General features: G+C 70.9%; 25 protein-coding genes. 13 read left to right on the top strand and 12 right to left on the bottom strand.

Features of this window, described 5'->3' with window-relative positions:
• Positions 1-5 precede the first annotated feature (5 nt).
• Together ACE3Q8_RS00535 and ACE3Q8_RS00540 are read left to right on the top strand one after the other, a co-directional pair.
• The gene (locus ACE3Q8_RS00535; protein ID WP_374467913.1) at positions 6-1,409 is read left to right on the top strand and encodes an efflux transporter outer membrane subunit; all 1,404 of its coding nucleotides are present in this window, start codon (positions 6-8) and stop codon (positions 1,407-1,409) included.
• Positions 1,410-1,568: 159 nt separating this feature from the next.
• On the top strand, positions 1,569-3,791 hold the full coding sequence (locus ACE3Q8_RS00540; RefSeq protein WP_374467915.1) for a TonB-dependent receptor: 2,223 nt from the start codon (positions 1,569-1,571) through the stop codon (positions 3,789-3,791).
• Positions 3,792-3,840: 49 nt separating this feature from the next.
• Here ACE3Q8_RS00540 and recQ read toward each other — a convergent pair whose 3' ends face one another.
• The 3 genes from recQ to ACE3Q8_RS00555 all read right to left on the bottom strand — a co-directional run bounded on the left by recQ (position 3,841) and on the right by ACE3Q8_RS00555 (position 8,024).
• Positions 3,841-5,700, bottom strand: a complete 1,860-nt coding sequence (gene recQ, locus ACE3Q8_RS00545) for a DNA helicase RecQ (protein WP_374467917.1) — start codon at positions 5,698-5,700, stop codon at positions 3,841-3,843.
• A 52-nt stretch (positions 5,701-5,752) separates the two neighbouring features.
• Positions 5,753-6,214 carry a BLUF domain-containing protein gene (locus ACE3Q8_RS00550; RefSeq protein WP_374467919.1) on the bottom strand — a complete coding sequence of 154 codons (462 nt, stop codon included), beginning with the start codon at positions 6,212-6,214 and terminating at the stop codon, positions 5,753-5,755.
• 70 nt (positions 6,215-6,284) lie between these two features.
• Entirely contained in the window at positions 6,285-8,024 is a 1,740-nt protein-coding gene (locus tag ACE3Q8_RS00555) for an amidohydrolase family protein (RefSeq protein ID WP_374467921.1), read from the bottom strand.
• A gap of 165 nt (positions 8,025-8,189) precedes the next feature.
• On the opposite strand from ACE3Q8_RS00555, the gene ACE3Q8_RS00560 reads away from it, so the two are divergent.
• Positions 8,190-8,348, top strand: a complete 159-nt coding sequence (locus ACE3Q8_RS00560; RefSeq protein WP_374467922.1) for a hypothetical protein — start codon at positions 8,190-8,192, stop codon at positions 8,346-8,348.
• A gap of 2 nt (positions 8,349-8,350) precedes the next feature.
• On the opposite strand, the gene ACE3Q8_RS00565 is transcribed toward ACE3Q8_RS00560, so the two are convergent.
• The gene (locus ACE3Q8_RS00565; RefSeq protein ID WP_374467924.1) at positions 8,351-8,827 is read right to left on the bottom strand and encodes a COG3650 family protein; all 477 of its coding nucleotides are present in this window, start codon (positions 8,825-8,827) and stop codon (positions 8,351-8,353) included.
• Positions 8,828-8,883: 56 nt separating this feature from the next.
• On the opposite strand from ACE3Q8_RS00565, the gene ACE3Q8_RS00570 reads away from it, so the two are divergent.
• The 3 genes from ACE3Q8_RS00570 (at position 8,884) to ACE3Q8_RS00580 (ending at position 11,552) form a co-directional block, all read left to right on the top strand.
• Positions 8,884-10,020 (top strand): DNA cytosine methyltransferase, encoded by a 1,137-nt coding sequence (locus ACE3Q8_RS00570; protein WP_374467926.1) that lies wholly within the window; start codon positions 8,884-8,886, stop codon positions 10,018-10,020.
• A 114-nt stretch (positions 10,021-10,134) separates the two neighbouring features.
• On the top strand, positions 10,135-11,124 hold the full coding sequence (gene cysK / locus ACE3Q8_RS00575; protein WP_374467928.1) for a cysteine synthase A: 990 nt from the start codon (positions 10,135-10,137) through the stop codon (positions 11,122-11,124).
• On the top strand, positions 11,121-11,552 hold the full coding sequence (locus ACE3Q8_RS00580; protein ID WP_374467930.1) for a very short patch repair endonuclease: 432 nt from the start codon (positions 11,121-11,123) through the stop codon (positions 11,550-11,552). Before cysK ends, ACE3Q8_RS00580 begins: the two co-directional genes overlap by 4 nt.
• Here the strand turns inward: ACE3Q8_RS00580 and ACE3Q8_RS00585 are convergent.
• The 4 genes from ACE3Q8_RS00585 to ACE3Q8_RS00600 all read right to left on the bottom strand — a co-directional run bounded on the left by ACE3Q8_RS00585 (position 11,549) and on the right by ACE3Q8_RS00600 (position 14,970).
• Positions 11,549-12,115, bottom strand: a complete 567-nt coding sequence (locus tag ACE3Q8_RS00585; RefSeq protein ID WP_374467932.1) for a hypothetical protein — start codon at positions 12,113-12,115, stop codon at positions 11,549-11,551. The two genes, ACE3Q8_RS00580 and ACE3Q8_RS00585, sit on opposite strands and share 4 nt — an antisense overlap.
• A gap of 64 nt (positions 12,116-12,179) precedes the next feature.
• Positions 12,180-12,656, bottom strand: a complete 477-nt coding sequence (locus ACE3Q8_RS00590; RefSeq protein ID WP_374467933.1) for an OsmC family protein — start codon at positions 12,654-12,656, stop codon at positions 12,180-12,182.
• The gene (locus ACE3Q8_RS00595; protein WP_374467935.1) at positions 12,656-14,443 is read right to left on the bottom strand and encodes an acyl-CoA dehydrogenase C-terminal domain-containing protein; all 1,788 of its coding nucleotides are present in this window, start codon (positions 14,441-14,443) and stop codon (positions 12,656-12,658) included. The genes ACE3Q8_RS00590 and ACE3Q8_RS00595 overlap by 1 nt, the downstream gene beginning before the upstream one ends.
• 47 nt (positions 14,444-14,490) lie before the next feature.
• Positions 14,491-14,970 carry a MerR family DNA-binding transcriptional regulator gene (locus ACE3Q8_RS00600; RefSeq protein ID WP_374467937.1) on the bottom strand — a complete coding sequence of 160 codons (480 nt, stop codon included), beginning with the start codon at positions 14,968-14,970 and terminating at the stop codon, positions 14,491-14,493.
• A gap of 130 nt (positions 14,971-15,100) precedes the next feature.
• On the opposite strand from ACE3Q8_RS00600, the gene ACE3Q8_RS00605 reads away from it, so the two are divergent.
• Positions 15,101-15,520, top strand: a complete 420-nt coding sequence (locus ACE3Q8_RS00605) for an MAPEG family protein (protein WP_374467939.1) — start codon at positions 15,101-15,103, stop codon at positions 15,518-15,520.
• Positions 15,521-15,524: 4 nt separating this feature from the next.
• Here ACE3Q8_RS00605 and ACE3Q8_RS00610 read toward each other — a convergent pair whose 3' ends face one another.
• Positions 15,525-17,204: a lysine--tRNA ligase gene (locus ACE3Q8_RS00610; protein ID WP_374467941.1), complete on the bottom strand. Its 1,680-nt coding sequence runs from the start codon at positions 17,202-17,204 to the stop codon at positions 15,525-15,527.
• A 110-nt stretch (positions 17,205-17,314) separates the two neighbouring features.
• Here ACE3Q8_RS00610 and ACE3Q8_RS00615 point away from each other — a divergent pair, with 110 nt between their 5' ends.
• Both ACE3Q8_RS00615 and phnD read left to right on the top strand, forming a co-directional pair.
• Positions 17,315-17,695 (top strand): hypothetical protein, encoded by a 381-nt coding sequence (locus tag ACE3Q8_RS00615; RefSeq protein ID WP_374467943.1) that lies wholly within the window; start codon positions 17,315-17,317, stop codon positions 17,693-17,695.
• A gap of 71 nt (positions 17,696-17,766) precedes the next feature.
• Entirely contained in the window at positions 17,767-18,753 is a 987-nt protein-coding gene (gene phnD, locus ACE3Q8_RS00620; protein WP_374467945.1) for a phosphate/phosphite/phosphonate ABC transporter substrate-binding protein, read from the top strand.
• Between the two features lie 18 nt (positions 18,754-18,771).
• Here phnD and ACE3Q8_RS00625 read toward each other — a convergent pair whose 3' ends face one another.
• Entirely contained in the window at positions 18,772-19,188 is a 417-nt protein-coding gene (locus ACE3Q8_RS00625; RefSeq protein ID WP_374467947.1) for a PaaI family thioesterase, read from the bottom strand.
• Positions 19,185-19,622, bottom strand: coding sequence for a PaaI family thioesterase (locus ACE3Q8_RS00630; protein WP_374467949.1), 438 nt, complete (start codon positions 19,620-19,622; stop codon positions 19,185-19,187). The genes ACE3Q8_RS00625 and ACE3Q8_RS00630 overlap by 4 nt, the downstream gene beginning before the upstream one ends.
• Positions 19,623-19,967: 345 nt before the next feature.
• Between ACE3Q8_RS00630 and ACE3Q8_RS00635 the strand changes: the two genes are divergently transcribed.
• From ACE3Q8_RS00635 to ACE3Q8_RS00645, 3 genes are read left to right on the top strand one after another with little or no spacing between them, the layout of a single operon-like run.
• The gene (locus ACE3Q8_RS00635) at positions 19,968-20,987 is read left to right on the top strand and encodes a ligase-associated DNA damage response exonuclease (protein WP_374467950.1); all 1,020 of its coding nucleotides are present in this window, start codon (positions 19,968-19,970) and stop codon (positions 20,985-20,987) included.
• A gap of 44 nt (positions 20,988-21,031) precedes the next feature.
• Positions 21,032-21,250: a hypothetical protein gene (locus ACE3Q8_RS00640; RefSeq protein WP_374467952.1), complete on the top strand. Its 219-nt coding sequence runs from the start codon at positions 21,032-21,034 to the stop codon at positions 21,248-21,250.
• 38 nt (positions 21,251-21,288) lie between these two features.
• Positions 21,289-22,911: a cisplatin damage response ATP-dependent DNA ligase gene (locus ACE3Q8_RS00645; protein ID WP_374467954.1), complete on the top strand. Its 1,623-nt coding sequence runs from the start codon at positions 21,289-21,291 to the stop codon at positions 22,909-22,911.
• On the opposite strand, the gene ACE3Q8_RS00650 is transcribed toward ACE3Q8_RS00645, so the two are convergent.
• Complete coding sequence (locus ACE3Q8_RS00650) at positions 22,908-23,441, bottom strand: D-glycero-alpha-D-manno-heptose-1,7-bisphosphate 7-phosphatase (RefSeq protein WP_374467956.1); 534 nt, start codon at positions 23,439-23,441, stop codon at positions 22,908-22,910. The genes ACE3Q8_RS00645 and ACE3Q8_RS00650 overlap by 4 nt on opposite strands.
• A 148-nt stretch (positions 23,442-23,589) precedes the next feature.
• On the opposite strand from ACE3Q8_RS00650, the gene ACE3Q8_RS00655 reads away from it, so the two are divergent.
• Positions 23,590-24,798, top strand: a complete 1,209-nt coding sequence (locus tag ACE3Q8_RS00655; protein ID WP_374467958.1) for a threonine ammonia-lyase — start codon at positions 23,590-23,592, stop codon at positions 24,796-24,798.

Consider the following 24,798-nt stretch of genomic DNA (forward strand, 5'->3'; position numbering starts at 1 on the left):
GCACCATGCGTACTTCCAAGGTCCTGTGGGCGGCTCCGCTCGCCGCCCTTTCCCTCTCGGCCTGCGCGGTCGGCCCCCGCTACGAGGCGCCGGCTACGCCGCCCGCCGAGTTCCGCAAGGCCGATCCGGCCGCCTTCACCTCGGCGCAGGTGGAGACGACCTGGTGGCGGCAGTTCGGAGACCCGGTGCTGGACGACCTGGTCGGCCGGGCCCTGGCCGGCAACCTCGACCTGCGGATCGCCGAGGCCCGGGTGCGCGAGGCCCGCGCCATCTTCCGCGACGTGCGGCTCGACCAGCTTCCGCGAGTCACCGCCGCCGCCGCCTACAGCGACGGGCGCACGCCCCAGCCCGGCGGGCCGCCGCTCACCGACGAGACCTTCGAGACCGGTTTCGATGCGGCCTGGGAGATCGACCTGTTCGGCCGAGTCCGTCGCGGCGTCCAGGCGGCGTCCGCGGACGCCGGCGCCGCCCGCGCCGAGCTGCGCGCAGCGCAGGTGACCGTCGCCGCGGAGGTTGCCCGGACCTACCTCGAGTTCCGCGGAGCCCAGGACCGGCTCGAGGTCGCCCGTCGCAACCTCGACACACAGCGCGAGACCCTGCGCCTGACCCGCGCCCGCTTCGACGTGGGCTCCGGCGACGCCGTCGACGTGGCCCGCGCCCAGGGCGAGCTCAGCGCCACCGAGGCGACCATCCCCGCGCTCACCATCCAGGCCCAGAGCGCCGCCCACCGGCTCGCCGTGCTGGTGGGCGAGCGTCCGGGGGCGCTGGACGCCCTGCTGACCCCGGCCCGGGACGTGCCACCCCGAGTCCAGGCGCTCGCCATCGGCGAAGCCTCCGACCTGCTGCGACGCCGGCCTGACGTCCAAGCGGCCGAGCGCCGGCTGGCCGCCCAGACGGCTCGGGTGGGCGTCGCCACCGCAGACCTTTTCCCGCGCGTCCGGGTCAGCGGCTTCCTCGGCTTCCTCGCCGGCGATTTCGGCGCGCTCGGCGACGGCGACAGCCGCGCCTGGAGCGTCACGCCGACGGTGAGCTGGCCGGCGCTCGACTTCGCCGGCGCGCGCGCCCGGCTGCGGGCGCAGGAGGCCCGCGGCGACGCCGCCCTCGCGGACTACGAGCGCACGGTGCTCGTCGCCCTCGAGGACGTGGAGAACGCCTTCGTGGGCTACGCCCAGCAGCAGGCCCGCCTCCGCAGCCTGGCCGACCGGGCCACGGCCGCCCGGCGCGCCGCCGAGCTTGCCCGGATCCGCTACCGCGAGGGCACGACGGACTTCCTCACCCTGCTCGACGCCGAGCGCTCCTTGCTGGCCGCCGAGGACGCAGCCAGCGCGGCGCGCACGGAGCTGAACACCTGGGTGGTGGCGGTCTACAAGGCGCTGGGCGGAGGCTGGGAGGCCGCGCCCGTCGCCTAGGCGCCCGCGCCCGCCTGTTGCCCAGGAACCACGCTGACGCCCCGAAGCGTGGCTTCCGGGCCGCCGGAATGACACCGCCGCGACCCGGCGGTGTAGCTTCGGTGTCGCGGCCGGCGAGTCGGGCGGCCGCTTCGTGATCAACAATCCAAGGGGCGCTCGATGAAGAGGGCATGGACGCGGCGCACGGCGCTGGCGGCGGGTGCGGCTATGGCGGTGCTGGCGGCGGCCGGCGGTGCGGCCGCGCAGGACACCGAGATCGGCGAGGTGATCGTCACCGCCCAGAAGCGGGCGGAGAACATCAACGACGTGCCGGTGGCGGTGACCGCGGTCAGCGGCGAGAAGCTGGACGCCATCCGCTCGTCCGGCGGCGACATCCGCGTCTTCTCGGCCCGCGTGCCCAGCCTGACGATGGAGTCCAGCTTCGGCCGGACCTTCCCGCGCCCCTACATCCGCGGCCTCGGCAACACCGACTTCGACCTGAACGCCTCCCAGCCGGTGAGCTTCGTCTACGACGAGGTGGTGCTGGAGAACCCGGTTCTGAAGGGCTTCCCGCTGTTCGACATCGACCAGGTGGAAGTGCTCAAGGGACCGCAGGGCACCCTGTTCGGCCGCAACACGCCGGCGGGTGTGCTGAAGTTCGCCAGCGCCCGTCCGACCCAGGACCTCGAGGGCTACGCCCAGGCCTCCTACGCCACCTTCTCGACCATCAACGCCGAGGGCGCGATCTCCGGCCCGATCATCCCGGGCGCCCTGGCCGGCCGCCTCTCGGCGCTTTACCAGCACCGCGACAACTGGGTCGACAACGGCTTCACCGGCGAGAAGAACGTGCTGGAGGGCTACGATCAGTTCGCCGTCCGCGGCCAACTGCTCTGGACGCCCACCGAGGCCTTCTCCGCCCTCCTGAACCTGCACTACCAGCACCTCGACGGCACGCCGCGGGTGTTCCGCGCCAACATCATCGAGAAGGGCACGAACAACTTCGTCGACGGCTTCGACCGCGACACCGTCTTCCACGACGCGGAGCCCCGCTCGATCCAGAAGGTGGAGTCCTCGGGCGCCAACCTCCTCCTGACGTACGATCTCGGCGGGCCGGAGATCACCTCGATCACCGCTTACGAGCGGGTGGACACCTATTCGCGCGCCGACATCGACGGCGGCTTCGGGGCGGTCTTCGCCCCGCCGTCGGGCCCCGGCCTGATCCCGTTCCCGTCGGAGAGCGCCGACGGCGTGCCGTTCCACGGCCAGTTCACCCAGGAGGTGCGGTTGGCCGGCGACAGCGGCGCGCTGGCCTACACGCTGGGCGCCTTCTACTTCCGCGAAAGCATCAAGATCGACAGCTACAGCTTCAACACCCTCGTGGGCGGGGCCCAGGACGGCTACGCCTACCAGAACCAGAAGACCGAGAGCTGGGCCGTCTTCGCCAATCTCGACTACGACCTTACCGACGCGCTTCGGATCGGCGGCGGGATCCGCTACTCCGACGACAAGAAGGACTTCCTGGCCCAGCGCACCCAGTCGCCGGTCGGCGCCCCGCCGACCCCGATCCTCCGGGCCAGCCCCGACTCCAGCGAAGTCAGCTTCAACCTCAGCGCGACCTACGCCGCGAGCGACGACCTGAACCTCTACGCCCGCGTCTCCCGCGGCTACCGCGCGCCCTCGATCCAGGGCCGCCTGGTGTTCGGCGACACGCTGTCGATCGCCGAGAAGGAGACGGTGATGTCCTACGAAGCCGGGGTGAAGGGCGACGCTCCCGGCGGCCGCGCGCGCTTCGACGCCACGGTCTTCTACTACCAGGTCGAGGACATGCAGATCACCGCCGTCGGCGGCGGCGCCAACTTCAACCGCCTGCTCAACGCCGACGAGGCGGTGGGCTACGGCTTCGAGTTCAACGCCGAGGCCGAGCCGATCGACCGCCTGCGGCTCACCGCCGGCCTCTCCTACAACAAGACCGAGCTGAAGGATTCCGACCTGTTCACCCAGCCCTGCGGCAGCGGCTGCACGGTGCTGGACCCGGCCGGCCCGCTGCCCGGGACGGTGCGCATCGACGGCAACAGCCTGCCGAACGCGCCCAAGTGGATCGCCAACGTCACCGCCGGCTATTCCTGGCCCGTTGGCGCGGGCGAGCTCTTCGTGTTCACGGACTGGGCCTACCGCTCCAAGGTCAACTTCTTCCTCTACCAGTCGGCGGAATACGGCGACGACCGCCTGCTCGAGGGCGGCTTCCGCCTCGGCTACCGCGCGCCGCAGACCTGGGAGGTGGCGGTGTTCGGCCGCAACATCACCAACGATAAGTCGCTGGAAGGCGGCATCGACTTCAACAACCTGACCGGCTTCGTCAACGACCCGCGGATCATCGGCGTCGAGGTCAAGGCCGGGTTCTAGGCCGCCAAGTTCCTCCCCTTCTCCCGCGGGGGCGGGGGAGGAACGGCCCTCAGGCCTCGAAGCCCCGGACCACCTCCAGCACCGCCTCTCCGTAATGGGCGAGCTTGGCCTCGCCGACGCCGTTCAGCCGTGCGAGCGCGGCGCGGCCGCCCGGCCGGGCGGCGGCGATCTCCACCAGGGTGCGATCGTTGAAGATCACGTAGGGCGGCACGTGCTGCGCCTTGGCCTCACGGCTCCGCCAGGCCCTGAGCGCCTCGAACAGCGGCTGGTCGGCCGGGGAAAGCGCCGCCATGGCGTCGCGGCTGCGCTTGCGGGCACGTCCCGAGCGCGTGCCGGCGTCGTAGCCTTCGGCCGGCTTGCGCATGGCCACACGCCGCTCGCCGCGGAACACCTGGCGCACCGCGTCCGCGTCGCCGATGCCCACCAGCGGCCGTCCGTCGTTCGGGTCCTCGCGCAGCAGGCCCTCGAAGATCAGTTGCTCGGTGAGGTCCCGCCACTGGGCGGGGCTGAACTCGGTCCCGATGCCCCAGGTGGACAGTCCCTGTTCGAAGGCGCTCGGGTCCTTGGTCTTGCCGAGCAGGTGGTCCACGAGCCGCCCGCGACCGACGCGGCCGCCTAGCCGGTGGGCCGCCGACAGCGCCTTCTGGGCGGCCTCGGTGGCGTCCGTCGTCTCCACGGCGCCCGTGCACAGATCGCACTGGCCGCAGGCCTTCACGCCGGTCTCGCCGAAGTAGCGGCGCACGGCGGCGGCCCGGCAGCCGACGCCATCCAGCAGGGCGTAGAGCTGGCGCACCTTGCGCACCTGCACCTGCTTCACCGCCTCGTCCATGTCGCGCTCGGCGATGCGGCGGAGCGCCCAGGCCATGTCGGAGGCGCCGTAGAGGGTGATCCCCTCGGCCGGGTCGCCGTCCCGGCCCGCCCGTCCGATCTCCTGCCAGTAGGCCTCGATGGAGGAGGGCGGATCGGCGTGGATCACGAACCGGACATCCGGCTTGTCGACCCCCATGCCGAACGCGATGGTCGCCACCATCACCGCCGCGTCCGCTTCCAGGAACTGCTCCAGCCGCTCGGTGCGCAGCCGCCGCTCGAGCCCGGCGTGGTAGGCGAGCGCCGGCACGCCGGCGTCCCGCAGCGCCTGGGCCAGCTTCTCCGTCCCGTCGCGCGAGCCGGCGTAGACCACGCCCGAGCGGTCCGGCCGGGCGGTGACCAGCTCGACGACCCGCTTCTCCTTGCCGCCCCGCTTCCGCTCGGCGGACAGGATCAGCTCGGGCCGGGCGAAGCTCGCCACGAACTCGCGGCTGTCCTCCAGGCGAAGCTCGGCGCGGATGTCCTCACGGGTCCGGGCGTCGGCGGTGGCGGTGACCGCGAGGCGCGGGACGTCAGGGAACAGCTCGGCCAGCCGCCCCAGCATTCGGTATTCGGGGCGGAAGTCGTGGCCCCACTGGCTCACGCAGTGGGCCTCGTCGATGGCGATGAGCGCCAGCGGCGTCCGCGCCAGCCGGTCCAGCATCCAGGGCTGCATCAGCCCCTCGGGGGAGACGTACAGCAGGTCGAGCTCGCCGGCCTCGATCCGCCGCCAGGTCTCGGCCTTCTCCGCCGGCTCGATGTTGGAATCCAGCCGCGCCGCCGCCACGCCGGACTGGATCAGCCCGGCCACCTGGTCCGACATCAGCGCGATCAGCGGCGAGACCACCAGCCCCAGGCCCGGCCGCATCAGGCTGGGGATCTGGTAGCAGAGGCTCTTGCCGCCGCCGGTCGGCAGCACGGCCATGGCGCTGCGGCCGGCCAGCGCCTCCGCGATCACCTCGGCCTGGAGGCCGCGGAAGTCCTGGTGGCCGAAGGTGCGGCGCAGGATCGCGCGCGCGCGGTCGAGCGGCGCGTGTTCGGCTTCGGCGACGGCGGACGGCATCCCGCGGCTTATGGCGGGATTTCGCGCCGATGGCGATGCGGCGTTCTCGTTTTTACCCCAGCGCGCGGAGCTGGGTGCTGTGCTGGACGCCGCGCACGGCCTTCAGCAGCCGCAGGGCCTGCTTGCCGGTGAGCTTGTGCGGCTCGAACGCGCCGCGCATGTGCAGGGTGTCGAGGATCGCCTCGTCGGCCGGCGTCATGTGCCGGGCGCACATGTTCCAGTCCTCGAAGCTGCGGCTCTCGCCCGGGCCCGCGTGCAGCACGCGGCAATCCTCGTGTCGCGCGTCGTCGCGGATGCGGCCGTAGGCGGAGAGCACCGCCTCGGCCGGCCCCTCCAAGGCCTGGACGAACCAGCCGTCGTGCACCAGCAGCAGGCCGGTCACGTCGGCCCGCCGGTTGTTCTCGATGGAGGCGCGGACGATCTGGTCCACCTCGCGCGCCTGGTCGGGCCAGGGGATCCGGATCCGGCTGGCGTAGACGAGCTGGTGGAGCGTGCGGCTGCCGGCGCGGGTCATGGGAGGTCTCGCGTGGTCGTAAGCCTATCCGGCTAACCGGCCAGAGGTTGAGGTTCGCCTAACGGCGGGCCTACTCCGCCGCCATCGCCGCGGGCGCGCCTCGCGCCCCCCGCAGCAGCCGGCCTGGAAGGGCGCCGGTGGGCGTTCCGTCGCGGTAGGTGACCTCGCCGGCCACGACGGTCGCCGTATAGCCGTCCGCCCGCTGGATCAGCCGCCGCCCGCCGGCCGGCAGGTCATAGGCCACGTCGGGCGCCCTCAGCGACAGCCGGCCGTAGTCGATCACGTTGAGATCGGCGCGGTACCGGGGCGCCACCAGGCCCCGGTCGAACAGGCCCACCGTCTCGGCCGTCCGCCGTGTCTGGCCGGCGATCATGTGCTCCAGCGACAGTTTGGGCCCACGGGTCCGGTCGCGCGTCCAGTGGACGAGGTTCGTGGTCGGGAAGCTGCCGTCGCAGATCATCCCCACGTGCGCGCCGCCATCGGACAGGCCGGGCACGCAGTCGGGATGGCTCAGCATCTCGTAGGCCGGGTCCAGGCTGCCGTCGGCGTAGTTCAGGAACGGCAGGTAGAGCATGCCGCGGCCGCCGCGGGACAGCATGTGGTCGAGGGCAACCTCGGCCGGATCCCGGCCCGTGCGGGTCGCGATGGCGGCGACGGTGGTGTCGCGGGTCGGCTCGTAGTCGGGCTCCTCCCCCAGCAGGAACATGTTGCCCCAGGCGCGCGGCTGGGTCCCGGCGAAGCCGCGCTGCGCCTCGCTCTCCTCGTGCAGCAGACGCGCCCGGAACCCAGGCTCGCGCAGCCGCTCCACCTTGCCCGCCAGCGGCAGGTCGCGGATCTCCCGGTACGCCGGGTGCTGGCTGAACGGGTTCATGGTCAGCTCGAAGCCGAACAGCACGCCCACCGGCCGGCTGGCGACCTGCGCCCGCATCGGCAGGCCCGCCGCCGTGGCCTCGGCGAGGCGATCCAGCAGGTAGCGGTAGCTCTCCGGGGCGCGGGGGCTCTGCACCAGGCTGAAGGACAGGGGCCGGCCCGAACGTTCGACGATCCGGCGCAGCATGGCCCACTCGGCCTCCGGGTCGGCGAAGTCGGAGACCACCTGCAGCACCCCGCGGCCTGCCGCGGCCAGGCCCAGCGCGATGCCGGTCAGCTCGTCCTCGCCCGCCGTGAGGGTGGGCGTCGGCTGGCCGTCCGAAGTGCGGTGGTTCAGCGTCCGCGAGGTTGCGAAGCCCAGCGCGCCGGCCTCCGCCGCGCGCCTGGCCAGCGCCGCCATGGCGTGGATATCGGCCTCGGTCGCGGGCTCGCGGTCCGCCCCGCGCTCGCCCATGACGAAGACCCGCAGCGCCGCGTGCGGAAGCTGGCTGCCGACGTCCACGTCGAACCGTCGCTCAGCCAGCCGGTCGAGGTAGTCGGGATAGCTCTCCCAGGTCCACGGCAGGCCCTGGCTCAGCACCGGGAAGGGGATGTCCTCCACCCCTTCCATCAGCCGGATCAGCCGGTCGTGGTCCTCCGGGCGGCAAGGGGCGAAGCCCACGCCGCAGTTGCCCATCACGACGGTGGTGACCCCGTGCCAGGACGAGGGTTGCATCCGCTCGTCCCAGGTCGCCTGGCCGTCGTAGTGGGTGTGGATGTCGACGAAGCCCGGCGTCACGATCTGACCGCGGGCGTCGATCTCCTCGCGGCCTTCGCCGGTGATCCGGCCGACCGCCGCGATCCGCCCGTCCATGACCGCCACGTCGGCTTCCACCGGCGCAGCGCCGGACCCGTCCACCACCGTCCCGCCGCGGATCACGAGATCGTAGGCTCTTTCCATCGCGCCGCCTCCCTGAAGGCGTTTTTCTGTCGTTGCCGCCATTAAGCCCGCCGGACCCTGCGGCAGGTCAAGGGCGCAGCAGGCTTGGCCGTGGGAACTCGCTGATAATTAAGCGTGTTCTCTGCGCGCCCATTAACCAGGGCAGGCTAGGCTGCAAGGATCACGATGCGCAGAACGGACGAGGGACCCGGGATGCCGCTCAAGGCTTTTCTGGCCGCCGCCGCGGCCATCGCGGTCGGCGTGGGGCTGATGCTGCCCGTGCCGCACAAGTCGGAGGCTGCGGCCCAGTCGCAGCTCCAGACGCTCGAACTCGGCCACGGCTGACCTTATCCCTTCGGCTGCGCCCCTTCGCGCGGCAGCTCCGAGATCTTCGCCGCACAGCCGTTGAGGGTGCGGCCGAGGTTCGCCACCTCCGCGGCCATCGGGTAGCGCAGGTCGCTCATCCCGTCGCTGCAGTCGCTGACGTAGAGGGTCACGTCCAGGGTGTCGCCGTCGGGCGCCTTGGCCTGCCACGTGGCGCGGCCCGGCGTGATCTGCGCCCCCGGCGCCTCGAACACCTTCTCCGGCTCGCCCGCTCGCATCAGGGTGAACTTCGTGCCCTCGATCCGCACGGCCCAGAACGGCTCCGTGCCGCGGGCCAGCAGCGGCTGGCTCAAGTCCATGATCGTGGACGGCGGGGCCGCCTGCAGCGGTCCCGCAGCCTCGGGCGCGTCGGCGGGGGGCGGCGCCGCGGCGCCGTCGGGCGCCTGAGGATTGCAGGCCGAGACGAGGAACAGAACCGGAAGGATCGGGAGGGCGCGCATGGCCGTAGCATGACAGCAGGCGTGCGCTTCGGGCAAATCAGCTTAGCCTCGCCGCCGTGAGCGCGCCCCTCGCCTTCTATGAATTCTTCGCCGGCGGCGGCATGGCGCGGCTCGGCCTCGCCGCCGGCTGGACCTGCGCCTTCGCCAACGATTTCGACCCGGTCAAGGCGCGAACGTACCGGGCGAACTTTCCCGACGCGGCCGACCACTTCCACGAAGGCGACGTCTGGAAGCTCGCCGCGGGCGACCTGCCGGGCGTCCCCGACCTCGCCTGGGCGTCGAGTCCGTGCCAGGACTTCAGCCTCGCCGGCGCCCGCGCGGGCCTGGCCGGAGGGCGCTCCTCGGCCTTCTTCGGCTTCTGGCGGCTCATGGAGGGGCTCGCCGCCGAGGGACGCGCGCCGCGCGGTATCGTGATCGAGAACGTGTCCGGCCTCCTCACCTCGCACGGCGGCGCGGACTTCGCGGCCCTGGGCGAGGCGCTGGCTGCCCAGGGCTATCGCTTCGGGGCGCTGGAGATCGACGCCCAGGCCTTCCTGCCGCAGTCGCGGCCGCGGGTCTTCGTCTTCGCCGTGCGGGAGCCGCCGCCGGCGCACCTCACCGGCGAGAGCCCCTTCCACACGCGCGCCGTCAGGGCCGCCGCCCTCGCGCTGCCGCCGCATCTCGCCGAGCGATGGGTCTGGTGGCGACTGGCCGCGCCCCCGTCGCGCAACACCGACCTAGCCGCCCTGCTGGAGCCCGATGCGGCGGTGGGGTGGCACCCGCCAGAGCGCACGGCCCGCCTGCTCGAGCTGATGGCCCCCCTGCACCGGGCGCGGCTGGAGGCCATGCAGGCCCGCGGCGAGCGGGCGGTGGGCGCCGTCTTCCGGCGCACCCGGGAGGAGGACGGCCGTCGCGTGCAGCGGGCCGAGGTGCGCTTCGACGGCGTGGCCGGCTGCCTCAGGACGCCCGGCGGCGGGTCCTCGCGCCAGTCCATCGTGGTCGTGGGGCAGGGCGGGGTGCGCTCGCGCCTGCTGAGCCCGCGGGAAGCCGCCCGGCTCATGGGCCTGCCGGAGAGCTATCGCCTGCCGTCGGCGGCCACCGCCGCCCTGCACGTGACGGGCGACGGCGTAGCCGTGCCGGTGGTGCGCTGGCTCGCCGCCCAGCTCCTGGAGCCGCTGCTGGCGGGCGCGCCGGCCCGGGCGCGCACCGCCTAGAGCCGCCCTCAAGGCGAGTTGACGATTCCTGCGGGCGAGGGCGCTTCCAATCCCCAGCAGAAGGCTTAGGTTTCGCGGCGAACGGACGCAGCGAGAAAGCCACCGAGGCCGCCCATGGACGCCACCCCCGACAAGACCTACGACGCCAGCCGCTACGAGCGGGCCGGCCGCGGCAAGATCTTCGACTCGATCATCGACACCATCGGCGACACGCCGCTCGTGCGGCTGCCGCGCCTCACCGCCGCCCTGAAGCCCAAGGGCGAGGTCGTGGCCAAGCTGGAGTTCTTCAACCCGATCGCCTCCGTGAAGGATCGGATCGGCGTGGCCATGATCGAGTACCTCGAGGCCAAGGGCGTGCTGAAGCCGGGCGGCGTGATCATTGAGCCGACCTCGGGCAACACCGGCATCGCGCTGGCCTTCGTGGCCGCCGCCAAGGGCTACAAACTCACGCTCGTCATGCCCGAGAGCATGTCCATGGAGCGGCGCAAGATGCTGCTGCTGCTGGGCGCCAAGCTCGAGCTGACGCCGGCCGAGAAGGGGATGGCCGGGGCCGTGGCCCGCGCCAAGGAGCTGGTGGAGGCCACGCCCGGCGCGGTCATGCCCCAGCAGTTCGACAACGTGGCCAACCCGCTGATCCACCGGGTCTCCACCGCCAACGAGATCTGGAACGACACCGAAGGCCGCGTGGACGCGGTGATCTCCGGCGTCGGCACCGGCGGTACGATCAGCGGCGTGGGATCGGTGCTGAAGGCCCGCAAGCCGTCGGTGAAGATGATCGCGGTGGAGCCGCAGGCCTCGCCGGTGCTCTCCGGCGGCACGCCCGGGCCGCACAAGATCCAGGGCATCGGCGCGGGCTTCGTGCCCTCGATCCTCGATCGCGGTGTCATCGACGAGGTGGTGCAGGTCTCCAACGACGACGCCTTCGCCATGGCGCGGCGCGCGGCGGCGGAGGAGGGCATCCCCGTGGGCATCTCCTCGGGCGCGGCCCTCACCGCCGCCTTCGACGTGGCCAGCCGTGACGACATGGCCGGCAAGCTGATCGTCGCCATCATCCCGAGCTTCGCCGAACGCTACGTCTCCACGGCGTTGTTCGAGGGGCTTTGACCGACGTCTATCCGCCGGAGAAGCGCTCCGCGGTCATGCGCCGCGTCAAGGGGCGCGACACCTCGCCGGAGATGACCGTGCGCCGGGCGCTGACCGCGCTCGGCGCCCGCTATCGGCTGCACCGCAAGGACCTGCCGGGCAGCCCCGACATCGTGCTGCCGGCTCGGCGCCTGGCGATCTTCGTGCACGGCTGCTTCTGGCACGGCCACGACTGCGCCCGCGGGAGTCGGGTGCCGAAGCAGAACCGCGACTACTGGACGGCCAAGGTCGGCCGCAACGTCGCGCGCGATGCGCGCACCCAGGCCGAGCTCGCCGAGCTCGGTTGGCGCGTCGAGACGATCTGGGAATGCGAGCTGAAGGACGCGGCGGGGCTCCGGGCGAGGCTGACCGCGCTCCTCCACCCTGGGCCTGGTCCTGACGCGGCCTAGCCCTTGCCGAACAGCCTCGCGAAGAATCCTCCGCCTTTTGCCTGACCGATCGCGCGGGTCGGGGTCAGCTCCGGCCCGTCCTCCAGATCCGGCCGGTAGCCGCACAGCGAGCGGGAGAGCTCGAGCGGGATATCGAAGATCATGTCGACGCCGGCCTCCTCGCCGCCTTCCGCCACCTGCTCGGCGAAAGCGTTGGCGCGGATCTCCTCGAACTGTGGCGGGGGCTGGCCCGTGACGGCGACGTGCATGTAGGGCTCCTCCGAACTGTCCCGCACGACGCGCCAGGTCTCGCGGCCGCCCTCGTAGCCGCGAGCCTCGCAGTACATGACGTGGTCTTCCTCCCGGGCCGCCAAAGTCATTGCGCCGAGCGCTACCAGGCGTTCCAGCGGCTGCCCGAAGGCGCGCTCGATGTTGTCGTCAACGTAGAGCGCCCAGCCGCCGGCCAATGCGCCGACGTGAGCCTGGTTGCGCCGTACGCTCCCAGCCGGCTCGAGGCCGAGCGTTTCCATGAGGGCTTCGGGCGTCACACCCTTCACCGCGATCCAAGCGACGGAATATCCCATGCGCGTTCCTCCTGCGGATAGCTCAAGGTGAAGCTTCCGGGAGAGTCAAGAACGAAAAGAGAACCTAGGCGGCCGCCGACGCCTCCACGACGATCTCGGTCTTCACCGAATTGGCGATGAAGCACATCTCGTGCGCTTGGTGATGCAGGTGGTCGAGCTCGCCGGAGGTGGGCGCCTTGCCTTCCCAGGCGATCTCGGGCCGGAGCGCGACGCGGGTGACGGCGACCCGACCCTCGGCGTTCTTCTCCATCACCCCTTCGGCGCGGTCGAGATAGCGGGCGACCACGAAGCCCGCCTCCCGTGCGGCATGCAGGAAGCTCAGCATGTGGCAGTTGGAGATCGCCGCCACCAGCATCTCCTCCGGATCCACGGCGCCGGCGACGGCCCAGCGGTTCCCCACCACGTGCGGCGAGGCTGTGGCGGGGACCTCGTGGCCTCCGTCGAAACGCACCGCGTGACCGCGGCTGTAGCGGCCCTTCAGGAAGTCCTCGGGAGAGGCGTCCGTCAGGACCCATTCCACGGTCGCGCGGTGCTTCGCCATCAGAAGGCCTCAGCCGGCAGCGCCATCATCAGCTCCGAGCCGGTCTTCAGCTTGGCCAGGTGGCCCGAGGTCTCCGGCAGGATTCGCTCGATGTAATAGCGCCCGATGGTCAGCTTGCGCGGGTAGAGCGGGTCGCTCTCGCCCGCGGCGATCTTCTCCTGCGCCGCCTTGGCCATCAGGGTCCACATGTAGGCCAGCCCGGTCAGGCCGAAGAGGTGCAGGTAGTCGGTGGAGGCGGCCCCGGCGTTCTCGGGGTTGGCCAGGCCGTTCTGCATCAGCCACATGGTGGCCTCCTGCAGCTCGCCCTTGGCCTTGGCGAGGCCGGCCACGAACGGCTTAAGGCCCTCGTCGCCGCCATTGGCCTCGATGAAGGCGTCGAGCTCGGCGAAGAAGCTCATCACCGCCCGGCCGCCGTCGGCAGCCAGCTTGCGGCCGACCAGGTCCAGCGCCTGGACGCCGTTGGTGCCCTCGTAGATCAGCGCGATCCGGACGTCGCGGAGGTACTGGCTGGCCGGGAAGTGCTCGGTGAAGCCCGAGCCGCCGTGCACCTGCATGGCGTCCGAGCAGACCTTGAAGCCGCGGTCGGTCAGGAACGCCTTCAGCACCGGGGTCAGGAGGGCCATGTAGTCGCGGCCCTTCTGCTGCACGGCTTCGTCGGGGCTGGCGTGGCTGAGGTCGCCGTGCAGGGCGGTCCAGGCCAGGAAGGCGCGCCCGCCCTCGACGATGGCGCGCGCGTCCATCAGCATCCGGCGGACGTCCGGGTGGACGATGATCGGGTCGGCCGGGCCGTCGGGGTTCTTCGGTCCGGTGAGGGAGCGGCCCTGCAGGCGCTCCTTGGCGAACTGCGCGGCGGCCTGGTAGGCGGCCTCTGCCTGGGCGATGCCCTGCAGGCCCACCCCGATCCGCGCCTCGTTCATCATCACGAACATGATGGGCAGGCCGCGGTTCTCTTCGCCGATCAGCCAGCCGGTGGCCTCCTCGTGGCTGATCACGCAGGTGGCGTTGCCGTGGATCCCCATTTTCTCCTCGAGGCCCAGGCACTTCACGCTGTTGCGCCCGCCCGGATTGCCGTCGGCGTCGGGGATGTACTTCGGCACGATGAACAGGCTGATGCCACGCACCCCGGCCGGCGCGCCCTCGATGCGGGCCAGCACCAGGTGGACGATGTTCTCGGTCAGGTCCTGCTCGCCGCCGGAGATCCAGATCTTCTGCCCACTGATTTTATAGGTGCCGTCCGCCTGCGGGACGGCCTTGGTGCGCAGCAGGCCGAGGTCGGTGCCGCAGTGCGGCTCCGTCAGGTTCATGGTGCCGGCCCATTGCCCCGAGGCAAGCTTGGGCAGGTAGAGCGCCTTCTGCTCCGGCGTGCCGCCGACGTGGATCGCCGAATAGGCGCCGTGGGTCAGGCCCGGGTACATCGAGAAGGCCATGTTCGCCGAGGAGCTCATCTCCGAGAAGGCGAGGTTGACCACGTGCGGCAGGCCCTGGCCGCCGTAGTTCGGGTCGGCGCCAAGCGCCGGCCAGCCGCCGTCCACGAGCTGGGCGTAGGCCTCCTTGAAGCCGGTGGGCGTCTTCACCGTGAAGTCGGGGCTCCAGGCGCAGCCCTCCTTGTCGCCGACGCCGTTCAGCGGGGCGAGCACCTCGGCGGTGAAGCGGCCGGCCTCCTCCAGGATCTGGTCGACCGTGTCCATGGCGGCGTCGGCGAAGGCCGGCAGGTTGGCGTAGCGCTCGAGCTGCAGGACGTCGCGCAGCAGGAACTGGTAGTCCCGCACGGGGGGCTGGAAGGTCATGGACGCTCCGGTGTGTCTGAGGTCCCCGGGGCGGCGCGCCCGCGGGGCTACTTGGCTTCGCTGTGCTCTACCCCGTCGAGGCGGTGGCGCAAGACCTGGTCGTAGTCGGCCGCCCTGGGCAGCAGGTCGGGACGGGTCTCCGCCAGCCGCTGCTCCATCATCGCCACGCCCTGCTGGAGCTGGGCGATGGCGTTGTCGATGTCGACCTTCTGGTTCTCGAGCGCCACGATGCGCTCCTTGAACTTCCGCAGGCTCTTGGCCGCCTGCTGGGCGCCGCTCTCGTCGGCCTCGTAGAGGTCGAGGATCTCGCCGATCTCCGACAGCGACAGGCCCACACGCTTGCCGCGCAGGATCAACTGAAGGCGGGCGCGGTCCTTGTAGGAGTAGACCCGGTTCATCCCGTCGCGCGCGGGGTTCAGCAGGCCCTTGTCCTCGTAGAACCGGAGGGCCCGCGGCGTGCATTTGAACTCCAGGCAAAGCTGCCGGATCGTGAAGGTTCGGGCGGGTCGACGCAGGTCCGTCGGCATGCTGGCCTCCCTGGCGTTTCCTTATGGCTGACAGCGTAAGCGAACCCTTCCGTTTACGTCAAGGTCAGCCCAACACCGCCGTCGCATCGCGCCGTGTTAAGGTGCCGCTTCGAAACAGGGGGAAGCACTCATGAACAGTCCCATTCTCCAGCCGGTGATCGTGCTGGTGCTCTGGTCGCTGGTGATGTGGGCGTGGCTCTACGCCACCCGCATCCCGGCCATGCGCAAGGCTGGCGTCACGCCCGATCCGAGCCTGACGGCGGCGAGCCTCGCCGAGCGCCTGCCGCCGAGCGTTCGCTGGAAGGCCGACAACTACAACCACCTGATGGAGCAGCCGACCATCTTCTACGCCACGGCGCTCGCGCTGGCGGTGATGGGGCAGGGCGCCGGCCTCAACGCCACGCTCGCCTGGGCCTATGTGGGCCTGCGCGTGGTCCACAGCCTGGTCCAGGCGACCACCAACAACATCATGGTCCGCTGGGCGGTGTTCATGGTGTCGTCCCTGGTGCTGCTGGCGCTCGCTGTCCACGCCGCAATGGCGGCGTTCTGACCGGTCAGCCCCTCGCCAGCTCGCCGGAGAGGCCGCGCTCGATCAGCTCGATCGTCCGCTCGACGCCGAAGATCGCCACGAAGGAGCCGAAGCGCGGGCCGGTGGGCTGGCCGAGCAGCACCTCGTAGAGCGCGCCGAACCAGGCGCGCAGCGGCTCGAATCCGCCCGTCTTGCCGGCCTCGAACACCTCGTTCTGGATGGCCTCGGCGTCCACACCGGGCGGCAGGGCCTTCAGCCGCGCCACCAGATCCTGCATCGCCGCGCGCTCCTGGTCGGTGGGCGCGCGGAACGTCTTCGAGGGCTTCACGAAGTCCTCGTAGTAGTTCAGCGCATAGCCGGCGAGCTTGTCGAGCAGCGGCTCGCTCTGCGGCGTCGCGCCCGGGATGTAGCGCTCCAGGAAGCCCCAAAGGATCTCCTTGGTGGAGGCGTCCGCCGCCGACACCAGGTTCAGCAGCAGCGAGAAGGAGACCGGCGACCCCTTCGCCGGCGGCGCGCCGCGATGGACGTGCCAGGCCGGGTTGTCGATGGCCGGCTGGTTCTTCTCCGCCGTGGTACGCTGGAAGGCGTCCAGGTGCGACAGGTACTCGTCCGTGGCCTTGGGTATCACGTCGAAGAACAGCCGCTTCGCCGACTTGGGCGACTGGTACATGTAGTAGGCCAGGCTCTCGGGCGTGCCGTAGCGCAGCCACTCCTCCATGGTCAGGCCGTTGCCCTTGGACTTCGAGATCTTCTGGTTGTTCTCGTCCATGAAGAGCTCGTAGTGGAACGCCTCCGGCGGCTCGCCGCCCAGCGCCCGGACGATCTTGTTGGACACACGGACGGAGTCCACCAGGTCCTTGCCCGAGGCCTCGAAGTCCACCTTCAGCGCCGTCCAGCGAGCGGCCCAGTCGGGGCGCCACTGCAGCTTCACGTGACCGCCGGTCACCGGGACCTCGGTGCGCTCGCCGTCCTCGTCGGCGAAGACGATCGTCCCCTTCTCGACGTTGCGTTCCAGAGTTGGGGCCTGCAGGACCCGGCCGGTCTTCGGGCTGATCGGCAGGAACGGGGAATAGGTCGCCCGCCGCTCCTCGCCGAGCGTCGGCAGCATGATGCCCATCACCGCGTCGAAGCGCTCGAGGATGCGCAGCAGCACCTCGTCGAACCGGCCCGACCTGTAGGTCTCGGTGGAGGACATGAAGGTGTAGTCGAACCCGAAGCCGTCGAGGAAGGCGCGCAGGCGGGCGTTGTTGTGCGCGCCGAAGCTCTCGTGCTCGCCGAAGGGGTCGCGGACGCTGGTCACCGGCTTGTCGCGGTCCTCCTCCAGCATCTGCTTGTTGGGGACGTTGTCCGGGATCTTCCGCAGGCCGTCCATGTCGTCGGAGAAGACGATGAGCTGGGTCGGGATGGCGTCCTCGGTGAGCGCGCGGAAGGCGTTGCGCACCATGGTCGGCCGCGCGGCCTCTCCAAACGTGCCCATATGTGGCAGCCCGGAGGCTCCGTAGCCGCACTGGAAGATCACCGGCTCGGTCAACGCGGGCAGGGTGCGGACCAGTTCGTCGAACTTGCCCTGGGCGATCAGCGCCGCGGCGAGGTCGCGCTCGGCGTCCGTCAGGCGCAGGCGCAGGATGCGGTCCAGCAGGATGCGGGCCTGTTCGAAGGGCCAGCTCTTCGCCTCGCGGGCCTGTTGGGAAAGTCCTTGCAGCATGGGCGGCGCAGGTAATGCCCAAAGGGCGGAGCCACAAGGGGAAACGCCCGCGGAACCAAGCTGCGCCATGCGCGTCTTGCCGGTTCGGAACGGAGAAGGACGCCCCTCCCATGAACCTCGTCGTCGCCAAGCGGGCTCTGGGCCTGGTCTCCATCGGCCTCGGGATCCTGGCCGTCGCCGCGCCACGGCAGGTGTCGAAGCACCTCGGCCTGCAGGCCGACGAGGCGGCGGTGAGCGCGTTCGGGGCCCGGGAGATCGCCGCGGGCTCCGGCCTGCTCTCGCCGGTGAAGCCCGGCCCCTGGTTCTGGATGCGGGTCGGCGGCGATGTGATGGACCTGGCCGCCGTGGGCAAGGCGCTCGGTCGGGACAACCCTAAGCGCCACATTGCCGGCCTCGTGGCCCTGACGGTCGCGGCCATCGCCGTGGTCGACACCATGCTCGCGGTGCAGTCGGTGCTCGACAAGCGCGAGAACGCGCGGGCCGCCACGTAGCAGAAGTGTCATCGAGCTGCGCGACAAGCCCGGCGGCGACCGGCTAGGCTGCCGGTCCGGGGGAGACCGCCATGATTTCGCGCCGCCTGACGCTTGCCTTCGCCCTGGCCCTGACGCTGGCCGCCTGCGCCGAGCAGAAGCCGGAAGACAAGGTGCTGGAGTTCTCGATCCTGTCGGCCGAGAGCCGGCAGTCCGCCGAGGCCGACTGGCAGCCGTTCCTTGACGACATGGCAAAGGCCACGGGCCTGGAGGTCCGGCCGTTCTTCGGGACGAACTACACCGGCCTGATCGAGGCCATGCGCTTCAAGCAGACGGACGTGGGCTGGTTCACCAATCAATCCGGGCTCGAGGCCGTGCGGCGGGCCGGTGGCGAGGTCTTCGCCCGCTCGGTGAACCCCTCGGGCGTCGACGGTTACGAGGCGGTGATCATCGTCAAGAAGGGCTCCGGCCTCACCCTCGACAAGGTGCTGGCCTGCGACCGCAGCCTGGACTTCGGCATGGGCGACGCCAAGTCGACGTCCGGCACGCTTGCCCCCATGACCTATTTGTTCGCGCCGCGCGGCATCGACCCGAACGCCTGCTTCAAGACCGTGAAGTCGGCGAACCACGAGGCCAACCTGTTCGCGGTCGGCAACGGCGTGCTCGACGCCGCCACCAACAACACCGCCTCCATGGAGCGGTTGGGCATGCTGGGGACCGAGGCGGCGAACCACACCCTGAACAGCGTGGACATCGTCTGGCGCAGCCCCAGGATCCCCGAGGACCCGATGGTCTGGCGCAAGGACCTCGACCCGGCGATCAAGAAGAAGGTCGCCGACTTCATGTTCACCTATGGCGTGGGCGACACCCCCGAGGCCCAGCGCCAGCGCGCCGTCCTGGCCCGCATCCAGACCCTGCCCTTCGCCCGCGCCGACGACCGCCACCTGATCCCGGTGCGCGAGATGGAGGCCACCGGGGCCATGCTCCAGGCCCGGGCCAAGGGCGACACGGCCGCCGAAGCGGCCGCGAAGGCGGAGCTCGCGAAGATCCAGAAGGAGAAGGCGGCGGCCGAAGGGTGACGCGCCTCTAAGGAGCCGTCAGTCGTCCTGCGCCAGCAGGAAGTGCCCGCGCAGCGCCGCGACGGGATGGGCCCGCGCCTCCTGCCAGGCCTCGACGTGGATGTTGGCGATCCGGCGGCCCACCTTGCGCAGGTCCGCGCGGGCGTAGGTGGTCATGGCGCGGCCCGGCCGCAGGTATTCGATGGTGACATCGATGGTCTTCGGCAGCCTGGAAGACTTCTGGGTCACCGCGAGCTGGGCAAGCGCCGTCGTCTCCAGGAAGGCGCCCAGCACGCCCCCGTGCAAGGCCGGCAGCATGACGTTGCCCACCAGGTGCTCCGAGAACGGCAGGACCGCCGTCATCTCGTCGCCCGCCAGCTCGGCGCGCATGCCGAGGAAGCGGATGTAGGGAACGCGCTGGAGGAAGGCCTCGAGCCGCTGGGGGGCGTCGCTCATGCCCGCGCTCCCTGCAGCACGAAGGCCGCTTGGGCGGTGGCGATGGGATCGGCGCGGTCCTCGTCCCAGGCCTGGGCGCGGACGAAGGCGATGGTCCGCGTGACCTTGTAGCAGTGCGCCTCGGCGGTGACCCCCGCGCGGGGCTTGGCGGCCCGCATGTAGTCGATCCGCAGGTCCAGCGTCGCGGTCGGCAGGCGCTCGCCCGCGGTGCTCATGATCGAGAGGCCGCAGACGTGGTCCAGCAGGGTGGTGACGACGCCGCCGGCGATGATCCCGCTGTCGGGATCGCCCACCAGGTCCTCGCGCCAGGGGACCATGATCGCCCCCTTGGCCGGCTCCACGGAAACCAGGCGGAAACCCAGGGCGGCGGCCTGGGGCGCGCCGACGGCCATCATCTCGGCCATCTGGCGCAGGGTGTCGGGGTCGGCGCTCATCCCCCTAGCGGGTAGGCCCGACCCGCCCCGCGGTCAATCCGCGGGGCCAGGGCGTCAAGTCTTAGAGGGCGAGCGAGCCCATCCAGGCGATGACGGCAGTAAGCGGCACGGCGGCCATGGCGATGTTGAAGACGCCGAGAAGCGGAGTGATGTTGTTCGACATGATGACCCTCAATTCTGTCTGTGTGCTGCGGCGGGAATGCCGCGTTCGTTGAGGGCGGGTATATGAGAGGCCGATCTTGAGTACACGTTAAACAGCAGTCATGACGCCGAATTAACAAGATGTATTCTCGGTAATATTCTGCTCACCTTGTTCGGGATCGCCACCGCGCCGGCCGCGCTTATATGAAGGCGATGATCCGACCGCAGGACCTGCTCTGTCCGAAGCCCGAGGGGCTCTACTGCGCGCCCGGCGACTTCTACATCGACCCCGTGCAGCCGGTGGGGCGCGCGGTGATCACCCACGGCCACGCCGACCACGCCCGCTCGGGCCACGGCGCGGTGCTCGCCACGCCCGAGACGCTCGACATCATGGGCGAGCGGTACGGGCTGGAGTTCGCCCGCGCCATGCAGCCGGCCGCCTACGGCGAGGTGGTCGCCCGCGACGACGTGGAGATCACGCTGGCGCCTGCCGGCCACGTGCTGGGCTCGGCCCAGGCCGTGGTGCGCTGGAAGGGGCTGACCATGGTGGTCAGCGGCGACTACAAGCGCCGGCGCGATCCCACCTGCCCGGCCTTCGAGCCCGTCCCATGCGACGTGTTCATCTCCGAGGCGACCTTCGGCCTGCCGGTGTTCCGCCACCCGCCGGACGGGGACGAGATCGCCCGCCTGCTGCGCTCGGTGGCCCAGTTTCCCGACCGCGCCCACCTGGTCGGCGCCTATGCGCTCGGCAAGGCCCAGAGGGTCATCCGCCTGCTACGCGAGGCGGGCTGGGAGCGGCCGATCTACGTCCACGGCGCCCTCGATCGGCTGAACGCCCTCTACGAGAAACACGGCGTCGATCTCGGCCCGCTCGAGCCCGCCACCACGGGGCGCAAGACCGATTTCGCCGGCCAGATCATCATCGCCCCGCCGTCGGCGACCCAGGACCGCTGGAGCCGCCGCTTCCCCGACCCCGTCTCGGCCTTCGCCTCGGGCTGGATGCAGGTGCGAGCCCGGGCCCGCCAGCGCGGCTGCGAGCTGCCGCTGGTGATCTCCGACCACGCGGACTGGGACGAACTCACCGCCACCGTGGACGAGATTCGCCCGGGCGAGCTCTGGATCACCCACGGCCGAGAGGAGGCGCTGGCCCGCTGGGCCGAGCTGCACGGCGTCCCCGCCCGCGCGCTCGCCCTGGTCGGCTACGAGGAAGAAGGCGACGACTGAACCCTCGCCCCGGGCCGCACGTTGCCGGCGGAAAGGAGCTTAACATGTCCGAACCCCTGAACCCCGGCTCGTCCGGCGGCATGACCGGCGGCGACGGCTTCGGCGGGCCCGCCTCGCGGCCCGCCGGGGATGGCCTGCCGCCGAAGACCGGGACCGGCATGCACACGCCGGGCGCCGACGACAGCGTCGACACCGGCCTGGACGGGACCCGCGGCGAGGGCGACATCGGTCCCGACGCCGGCGGCATGATCGGCGAGGGCTGATTTGAAGCTCGGCCGGCGCTCGCCTACGTCTTGAGATCATGCGGGCCTTCGCCGAGCTCCTCGACCGGTTGTCGCTGACGGCGTCGCGAAACGCCAAGCTGACGCTCGTGCGCGACTACCTGCGCGACACGCCCGATCCCGACCGTGGCTGGGCGCTGGCGGCGCTGACCGGCGACCTCACCTTCGACGCCGCCAAACCCACCTTCATCCGCAAGGCGGTGGAGGAGCGGATGGACCCCCAGCTCTTCTGGTGGTCCTACGACTATGTGGGCGACCTCGCCGAGACCGTCGCCCTGGTCTGGCCGAGGCGGCCGGGCGCCAACCGCGAGCCCGAGCTCAACGAGGTGGTGGACGGGCTGCGCACCGCCACCCGGGCCGAGGTCCAGCGGCTGATCGAGGGCTGGCTCGACGCCATGGACGAGCCGCGCGAGCGCTGGGCCTTGCTGAAGCTGATGACCCGCGAGCTGCGCGTCGGCCTCACGGCCAGGCTCGCCAAGCGCGCCGCCGCCGAGATGGGCGGCGTCGACCCAGCCGAAATCGAGGAGATCTGGCACGCGCTCCACCCGCCCTACGAGGACCTGTTCGCCTGGTTGGAGGGCCGGTCCGAGAAGCCGTCCAGCGACAATCCGGGGCGCTTCCGACCGGTGATGCTCGCCCAGGCGATCGACGAGGAGGTCGACTTCGGCAAGCTCGATCCCGCCGACTACGCCGCCGAGTGGAAGTGGGACGGCATCCGCGTCCAGGCGGTGCACGAGGGCGGAGTCCGCCGGCTCTACACCCGCACCGGCGACGACATCTCCCGCACCTTCCCCGACATCCTAGACGCCCTGGCCGACGAGGGCGTGATCGACGGCGAGCTTCTGGTCATCCGCGACGGTCAGGTGGCGCCCTTCGCCGACCTGCAGCAGCGGCTGAACCGCAAGAGTGTCGACGCCAAGCTGATGGCCGCCTATCCGGCCGCCATCCGCGCCTACGACATCCTCGCCGAGGGGCGCGGGGATACCCGCACCCTGCCGTTCGCCGAGCGCCGCAAGCGCCTGGAGGCCTTCGTGGCCAAGGAGCACAGCCCGCGCATCGACCTGTCGCCCCTGCAGCCGTTCGAGACCTGGCAGGGCCTGGCGGAGCTCCGCGCCGACCCGCCGGCCGGCGACCCGCAGATCGCCGAGGGCCTGATGCTCAAGCGCTGGGACTCGATCTACGAGGCCGGCCGCCCAAAGGGGCCCTGGTTCAAGTGGAAGCGCGATCCCTACCTGGTGGACGCGGTGCTGATGTACGCCCAGCGCGGTCACGGCAAGCGCTCCAGCTTCTACTCCGACTACACCTTCGGGACCTGGACGGAGGGGCCGGACGGCAAGCGGATGCTCACCCCTGTGGGCAAGGCCTACTTCGGCTTCACCGACGAGGAGCTGAAGCAGATCGACAAGTTCGTCCGCGACAACACGGTTGAGCGCTTCGGCCCCGTGCGTTCTGTGCGCGCTGAGCCGCACGTGGGGCTGGTCTTCGAGGTCGCCTTCGAGGGGCTGCAGCGCTCCGGCCGCCACAAGTCCGGCGTGGCCATGCGCTTCCCGCGCATCAACCGCATCCGCTGGGACAAGCCGCCGGGGGAGGCGGACGAGCTTTCCACCCTGGAGCGCCTGCTGGAGAAGATGGAGCGCCGCTAGCCGGGCAGCAGGCCCTCGGCCGCCAGGAATTCGTACAGGTTTCCGCCGTCGAACAGCACCGCCCGCACGCCCGCCCGGGTCGCCGCCTCCAGGTCCGATGGCTTGTCGCCCACCAGGAACGACGCCTCGCGGTCGATCGGCCAGTCCTGCATCGCCCTAAGCAGCATGCCGGGGTTCGGCTTGCGGTCCGGATGGTCCGGATGCCGATAGCGCTCGAGCTTCGAGTCCGGGTGGTGCGGGGCGAAGTAGAAGGCGTCGACGTGCGCGCCCGCCGCCTTGAGCTCCTCGGCCATGCGCGCATGCAGGCCGTGCATGTCGTCCTCGGTGTAGTAGCCGCGGCCGATGCCCGACTGGTTGGTCACCACCACCACGATCCAGCCGGCGCGGTTGAACGCCGCCACCGTCTCCCGCGCCCCGGCGATCCACTGGAAGTCCTCCCAGCGACTGACGTAGCCGTGGTCCGCGTTGAGCACCCCGTCGCGGTCGAGGAACAGGGCGGGCTTGGTCGGGGGCGTCGGGTCGGCGGGCACGGACGAGCCGGTTACAGCAAACCCGCCGGCCGCGCGATGTCCAAAAACCGATTGCGCGCGCCGCGCCATCTCGCACGTGCACAGCGCAAGTTGCCCGCCGGCCCCCCCGCCGTTAGGTTGCCCGACCTTTCGCCACAGCAGCCCGCCCATGACCCTGACCCTCGACGACATCCGCGCGGCCGAAGAGCGGCTGCGGGGTCATATCGAGCGCACCCCCTGCCGCCGTTCGCGGACCCTGTCCGAGATCACCGGGGCTGAGGTCTGGGTGAAGTTCGAGAACCTGCAGTTCACCGCCGCCTACAAGGAGCGCGGTGCGCTCAACAAGCTGCTGCAGCTCACCGAGGCCGAGAAGAAGCGGGGCGTGATCGCCGCGTCCGCCGGCAATCACAGCCAGGGCCTCGCCTACCATGCCGCCCGCCTGGGCATCCCCGTGACCATCGTCATGCCGCGCGGCACTCCCTTCGTGAAGGTGCAGCAGACGCGCAACCACGGCGCCGAGGTGGTCATCGACGGCGAGGGCTACGACGAGGCTTCCGCCTTCGCCCGCAAGCTCTGCGAGGAGCGGGACCTGGTCTTCGTGCACCCGTTCAACGACCTGGACGTCATGGCCGGCCAGGGCACGGTGGCGGTGGAGATGCTCGAGGACGTGCCCGAACTGGAGGTGCTGCCGGTCCCGATCGGCGGCGGCGGGCTGATCGCCGGCATGGCCACGGCCGCCAAGCAGATCAAGGACGACATCCGTGTCGTGGGCCTCGAGCCCGCCATGTATCCCTCCTTCACGGCGAAGATGCGCGGCGTGAACGCCGGCGCGGCGGCCGGCGGGGCGACCATCGCCGAGGGCATCGCGGTGAAGCAGGTGGGCGACATCAGCTATGGCGTCGCCCGGCCGCTGATCGACGAGGTCCTGCTGATCGAGGAGCCGCACTTCGAGAAGGCGGTGGCCCTCTACTGCAACGTCGAGAAGACCGTCACCGAGGGCGCGGGCGCCGCGGCGCTCGCCGGGCTGCTCGCCTATCCCGAGCGGTTCCGCGGCAAGAAGTGCGGCCTCGTCATCACCGGCGGCAACATCGACACCCGCCTCCTGGCGTCCGTCCTGACGCGCGAGCTGGTCCGCGAACAGCGGATCGTCAGCCTGCGGATCATCGGCGACGACCGTCCGGGCCTGCTGGCCAATGTCTCGGCGATCATCGGCCAGCTAGGCGCCAACATAATCGAGGTGGCCCACAACCGCCTGGCGCTCGACGTGCCGGCCAAGGGCGCCGAATTCGACCTGATGATCGAGACGCGCGACGCGCAGCACACCCAGGAGATCATGGATGCGCTGCGCGAGCGCGGATATCCTCCGAGGGCTGTCTGA

The organism is Phenylobacterium sp., from assembly GCF_041913825.1.
GTDB lineage: Bacteria > Pseudomonadota > Alphaproteobacteria > Caulobacterales > Caulobacteraceae > Phenylobacterium.

What these genes read in the sequence shown, in the direction of transcription:
- ACE3Q8_RS00535 (WP_374467913.1), top strand. Translation starts at nt 6, where the DNA reads ATGCGTACTTCCAAGGTCCTGTGGGCGGCTCCGCTCGCCGCCCTTTCC.
- ACE3Q8_RS00540 (WP_374467915.1), top strand. Translation starts at nt 1,569, where the DNA reads ATGAAGAGGGCATGGACGCGGCGCACGGCGCTGGCGGCGGGTGCGGCT.
- recQ (WP_374467917.1), bottom strand. Translation starts at nt 5,700, where the DNA reads ATGCCGTCCGCCGTCGCCGAAGCCGAACACGCGCCGCTCGACCGCGCG.
- ACE3Q8_RS00550 (WP_374467919.1), bottom strand. Translation starts at nt 6,214, where the DNA reads ATGACCCGCGCCGGCAGCCGCACGCTCCACCAGCTCGTCTACGCCAGC.
- ACE3Q8_RS00555 (WP_374467921.1), bottom strand. Translation starts at nt 8,024, where the DNA reads ATGGAAAGAGCCTACGATCTCGTGATCCGCGGCGGGACGGTGGTGGAC.
- ACE3Q8_RS00560 (WP_374467922.1), top strand. Translation starts at nt 8,190, where the DNA reads ATGCGCAGAACGGACGAGGGACCCGGGATGCCGCTCAAGGCTTTTCTG.
- ACE3Q8_RS00565 (WP_374467924.1), bottom strand. Translation starts at nt 8,827, where the DNA reads ATGCGCGCCCTCCCGATCCTTCCGGTTCTGTTCCTCGTCTCGGCCTGC.
- cysK (WP_374467928.1), top strand. Translation starts at nt 10,135, where the DNA reads ATGGACGCCACCCCCGACAAGACCTACGACGCCAGCCGCTACGAGCGG.
- ACE3Q8_RS00585 (WP_374467932.1), bottom strand. Translation starts at nt 12,115, where the DNA reads ATGGGATATTCCGTCGCTTGGATCGCGGTGAAGGGTGTGACGCCCGAA.
- ACE3Q8_RS00590 (WP_374467933.1), bottom strand. Translation starts at nt 12,656, where the DNA reads ATGGCGAAGCACCGCGCGACCGTGGAATGGGTCCTGACGGACGCCTCT.
- ACE3Q8_RS00595 (WP_374467935.1), bottom strand. Translation starts at nt 14,443, where the DNA reads ATGACCTTCCAGCCCCCCGTGCGGGACTACCAGTTCCTGCTGCGCGAC.
- ACE3Q8_RS00600 (WP_374467937.1), bottom strand. Translation starts at nt 14,970, where the DNA reads ATGCCGACGGACCTGCGTCGACCCGCCCGAACCTTCACGATCCGGCAG.
- ACE3Q8_RS00605 (WP_374467939.1), top strand. Translation starts at nt 15,101, where the DNA reads ATGAACAGTCCCATTCTCCAGCCGGTGATCGTGCTGGTGCTCTGGTCG.
- ACE3Q8_RS00610 (WP_374467941.1), bottom strand. Translation starts at nt 17,204, where the DNA reads ATGCTGCAAGGACTTTCCCAACAGGCCCGCGAGGCGAAGAGCTGGCCC.
- ACE3Q8_RS00615 (WP_374467943.1), top strand. Translation starts at nt 17,315, where the DNA reads ATGAACCTCGTCGTCGCCAAGCGGGCTCTGGGCCTGGTCTCCATCGGC.
- phnD (WP_374467945.1), top strand. Translation starts at nt 17,767, where the DNA reads ATGATTTCGCGCCGCCTGACGCTTGCCTTCGCCCTGGCCCTGACGCTG.
- ACE3Q8_RS00625 (WP_374467947.1), bottom strand. Translation starts at nt 19,188, where the DNA reads ATGAGCGACGCCCCCCAGCGGCTCGAGGCCTTCCTCCAGCGCGTTCCC.
- ACE3Q8_RS00630 (WP_374467949.1), bottom strand. Translation starts at nt 19,622, where the DNA reads ATGAGCGCCGACCCCGACACCCTGCGCCAGATGGCCGAGATGATGGCC.
- ACE3Q8_RS00635 (WP_374467950.1), top strand. Translation starts at nt 19,968, where the DNA reads ATGAAGGCGATGATCCGACCGCAGGACCTGCTCTGTCCGAAGCCCGAG.
- ACE3Q8_RS00640 (WP_374467952.1), top strand. Translation starts at nt 21,032, where the DNA reads ATGTCCGAACCCCTGAACCCCGGCTCGTCCGGCGGCATGACCGGCGGC.
- ACE3Q8_RS00645 (WP_374467954.1), top strand. Translation starts at nt 21,289, where the DNA reads ATGCGGGCCTTCGCCGAGCTCCTCGACCGGTTGTCGCTGACGGCGTCG.
- ACE3Q8_RS00655 (WP_374467958.1), top strand. Translation starts at nt 23,590, where the DNA reads ATGACCCTGACCCTCGACGACATCCGCGCGGCCGAAGAGCGGCTGCGG.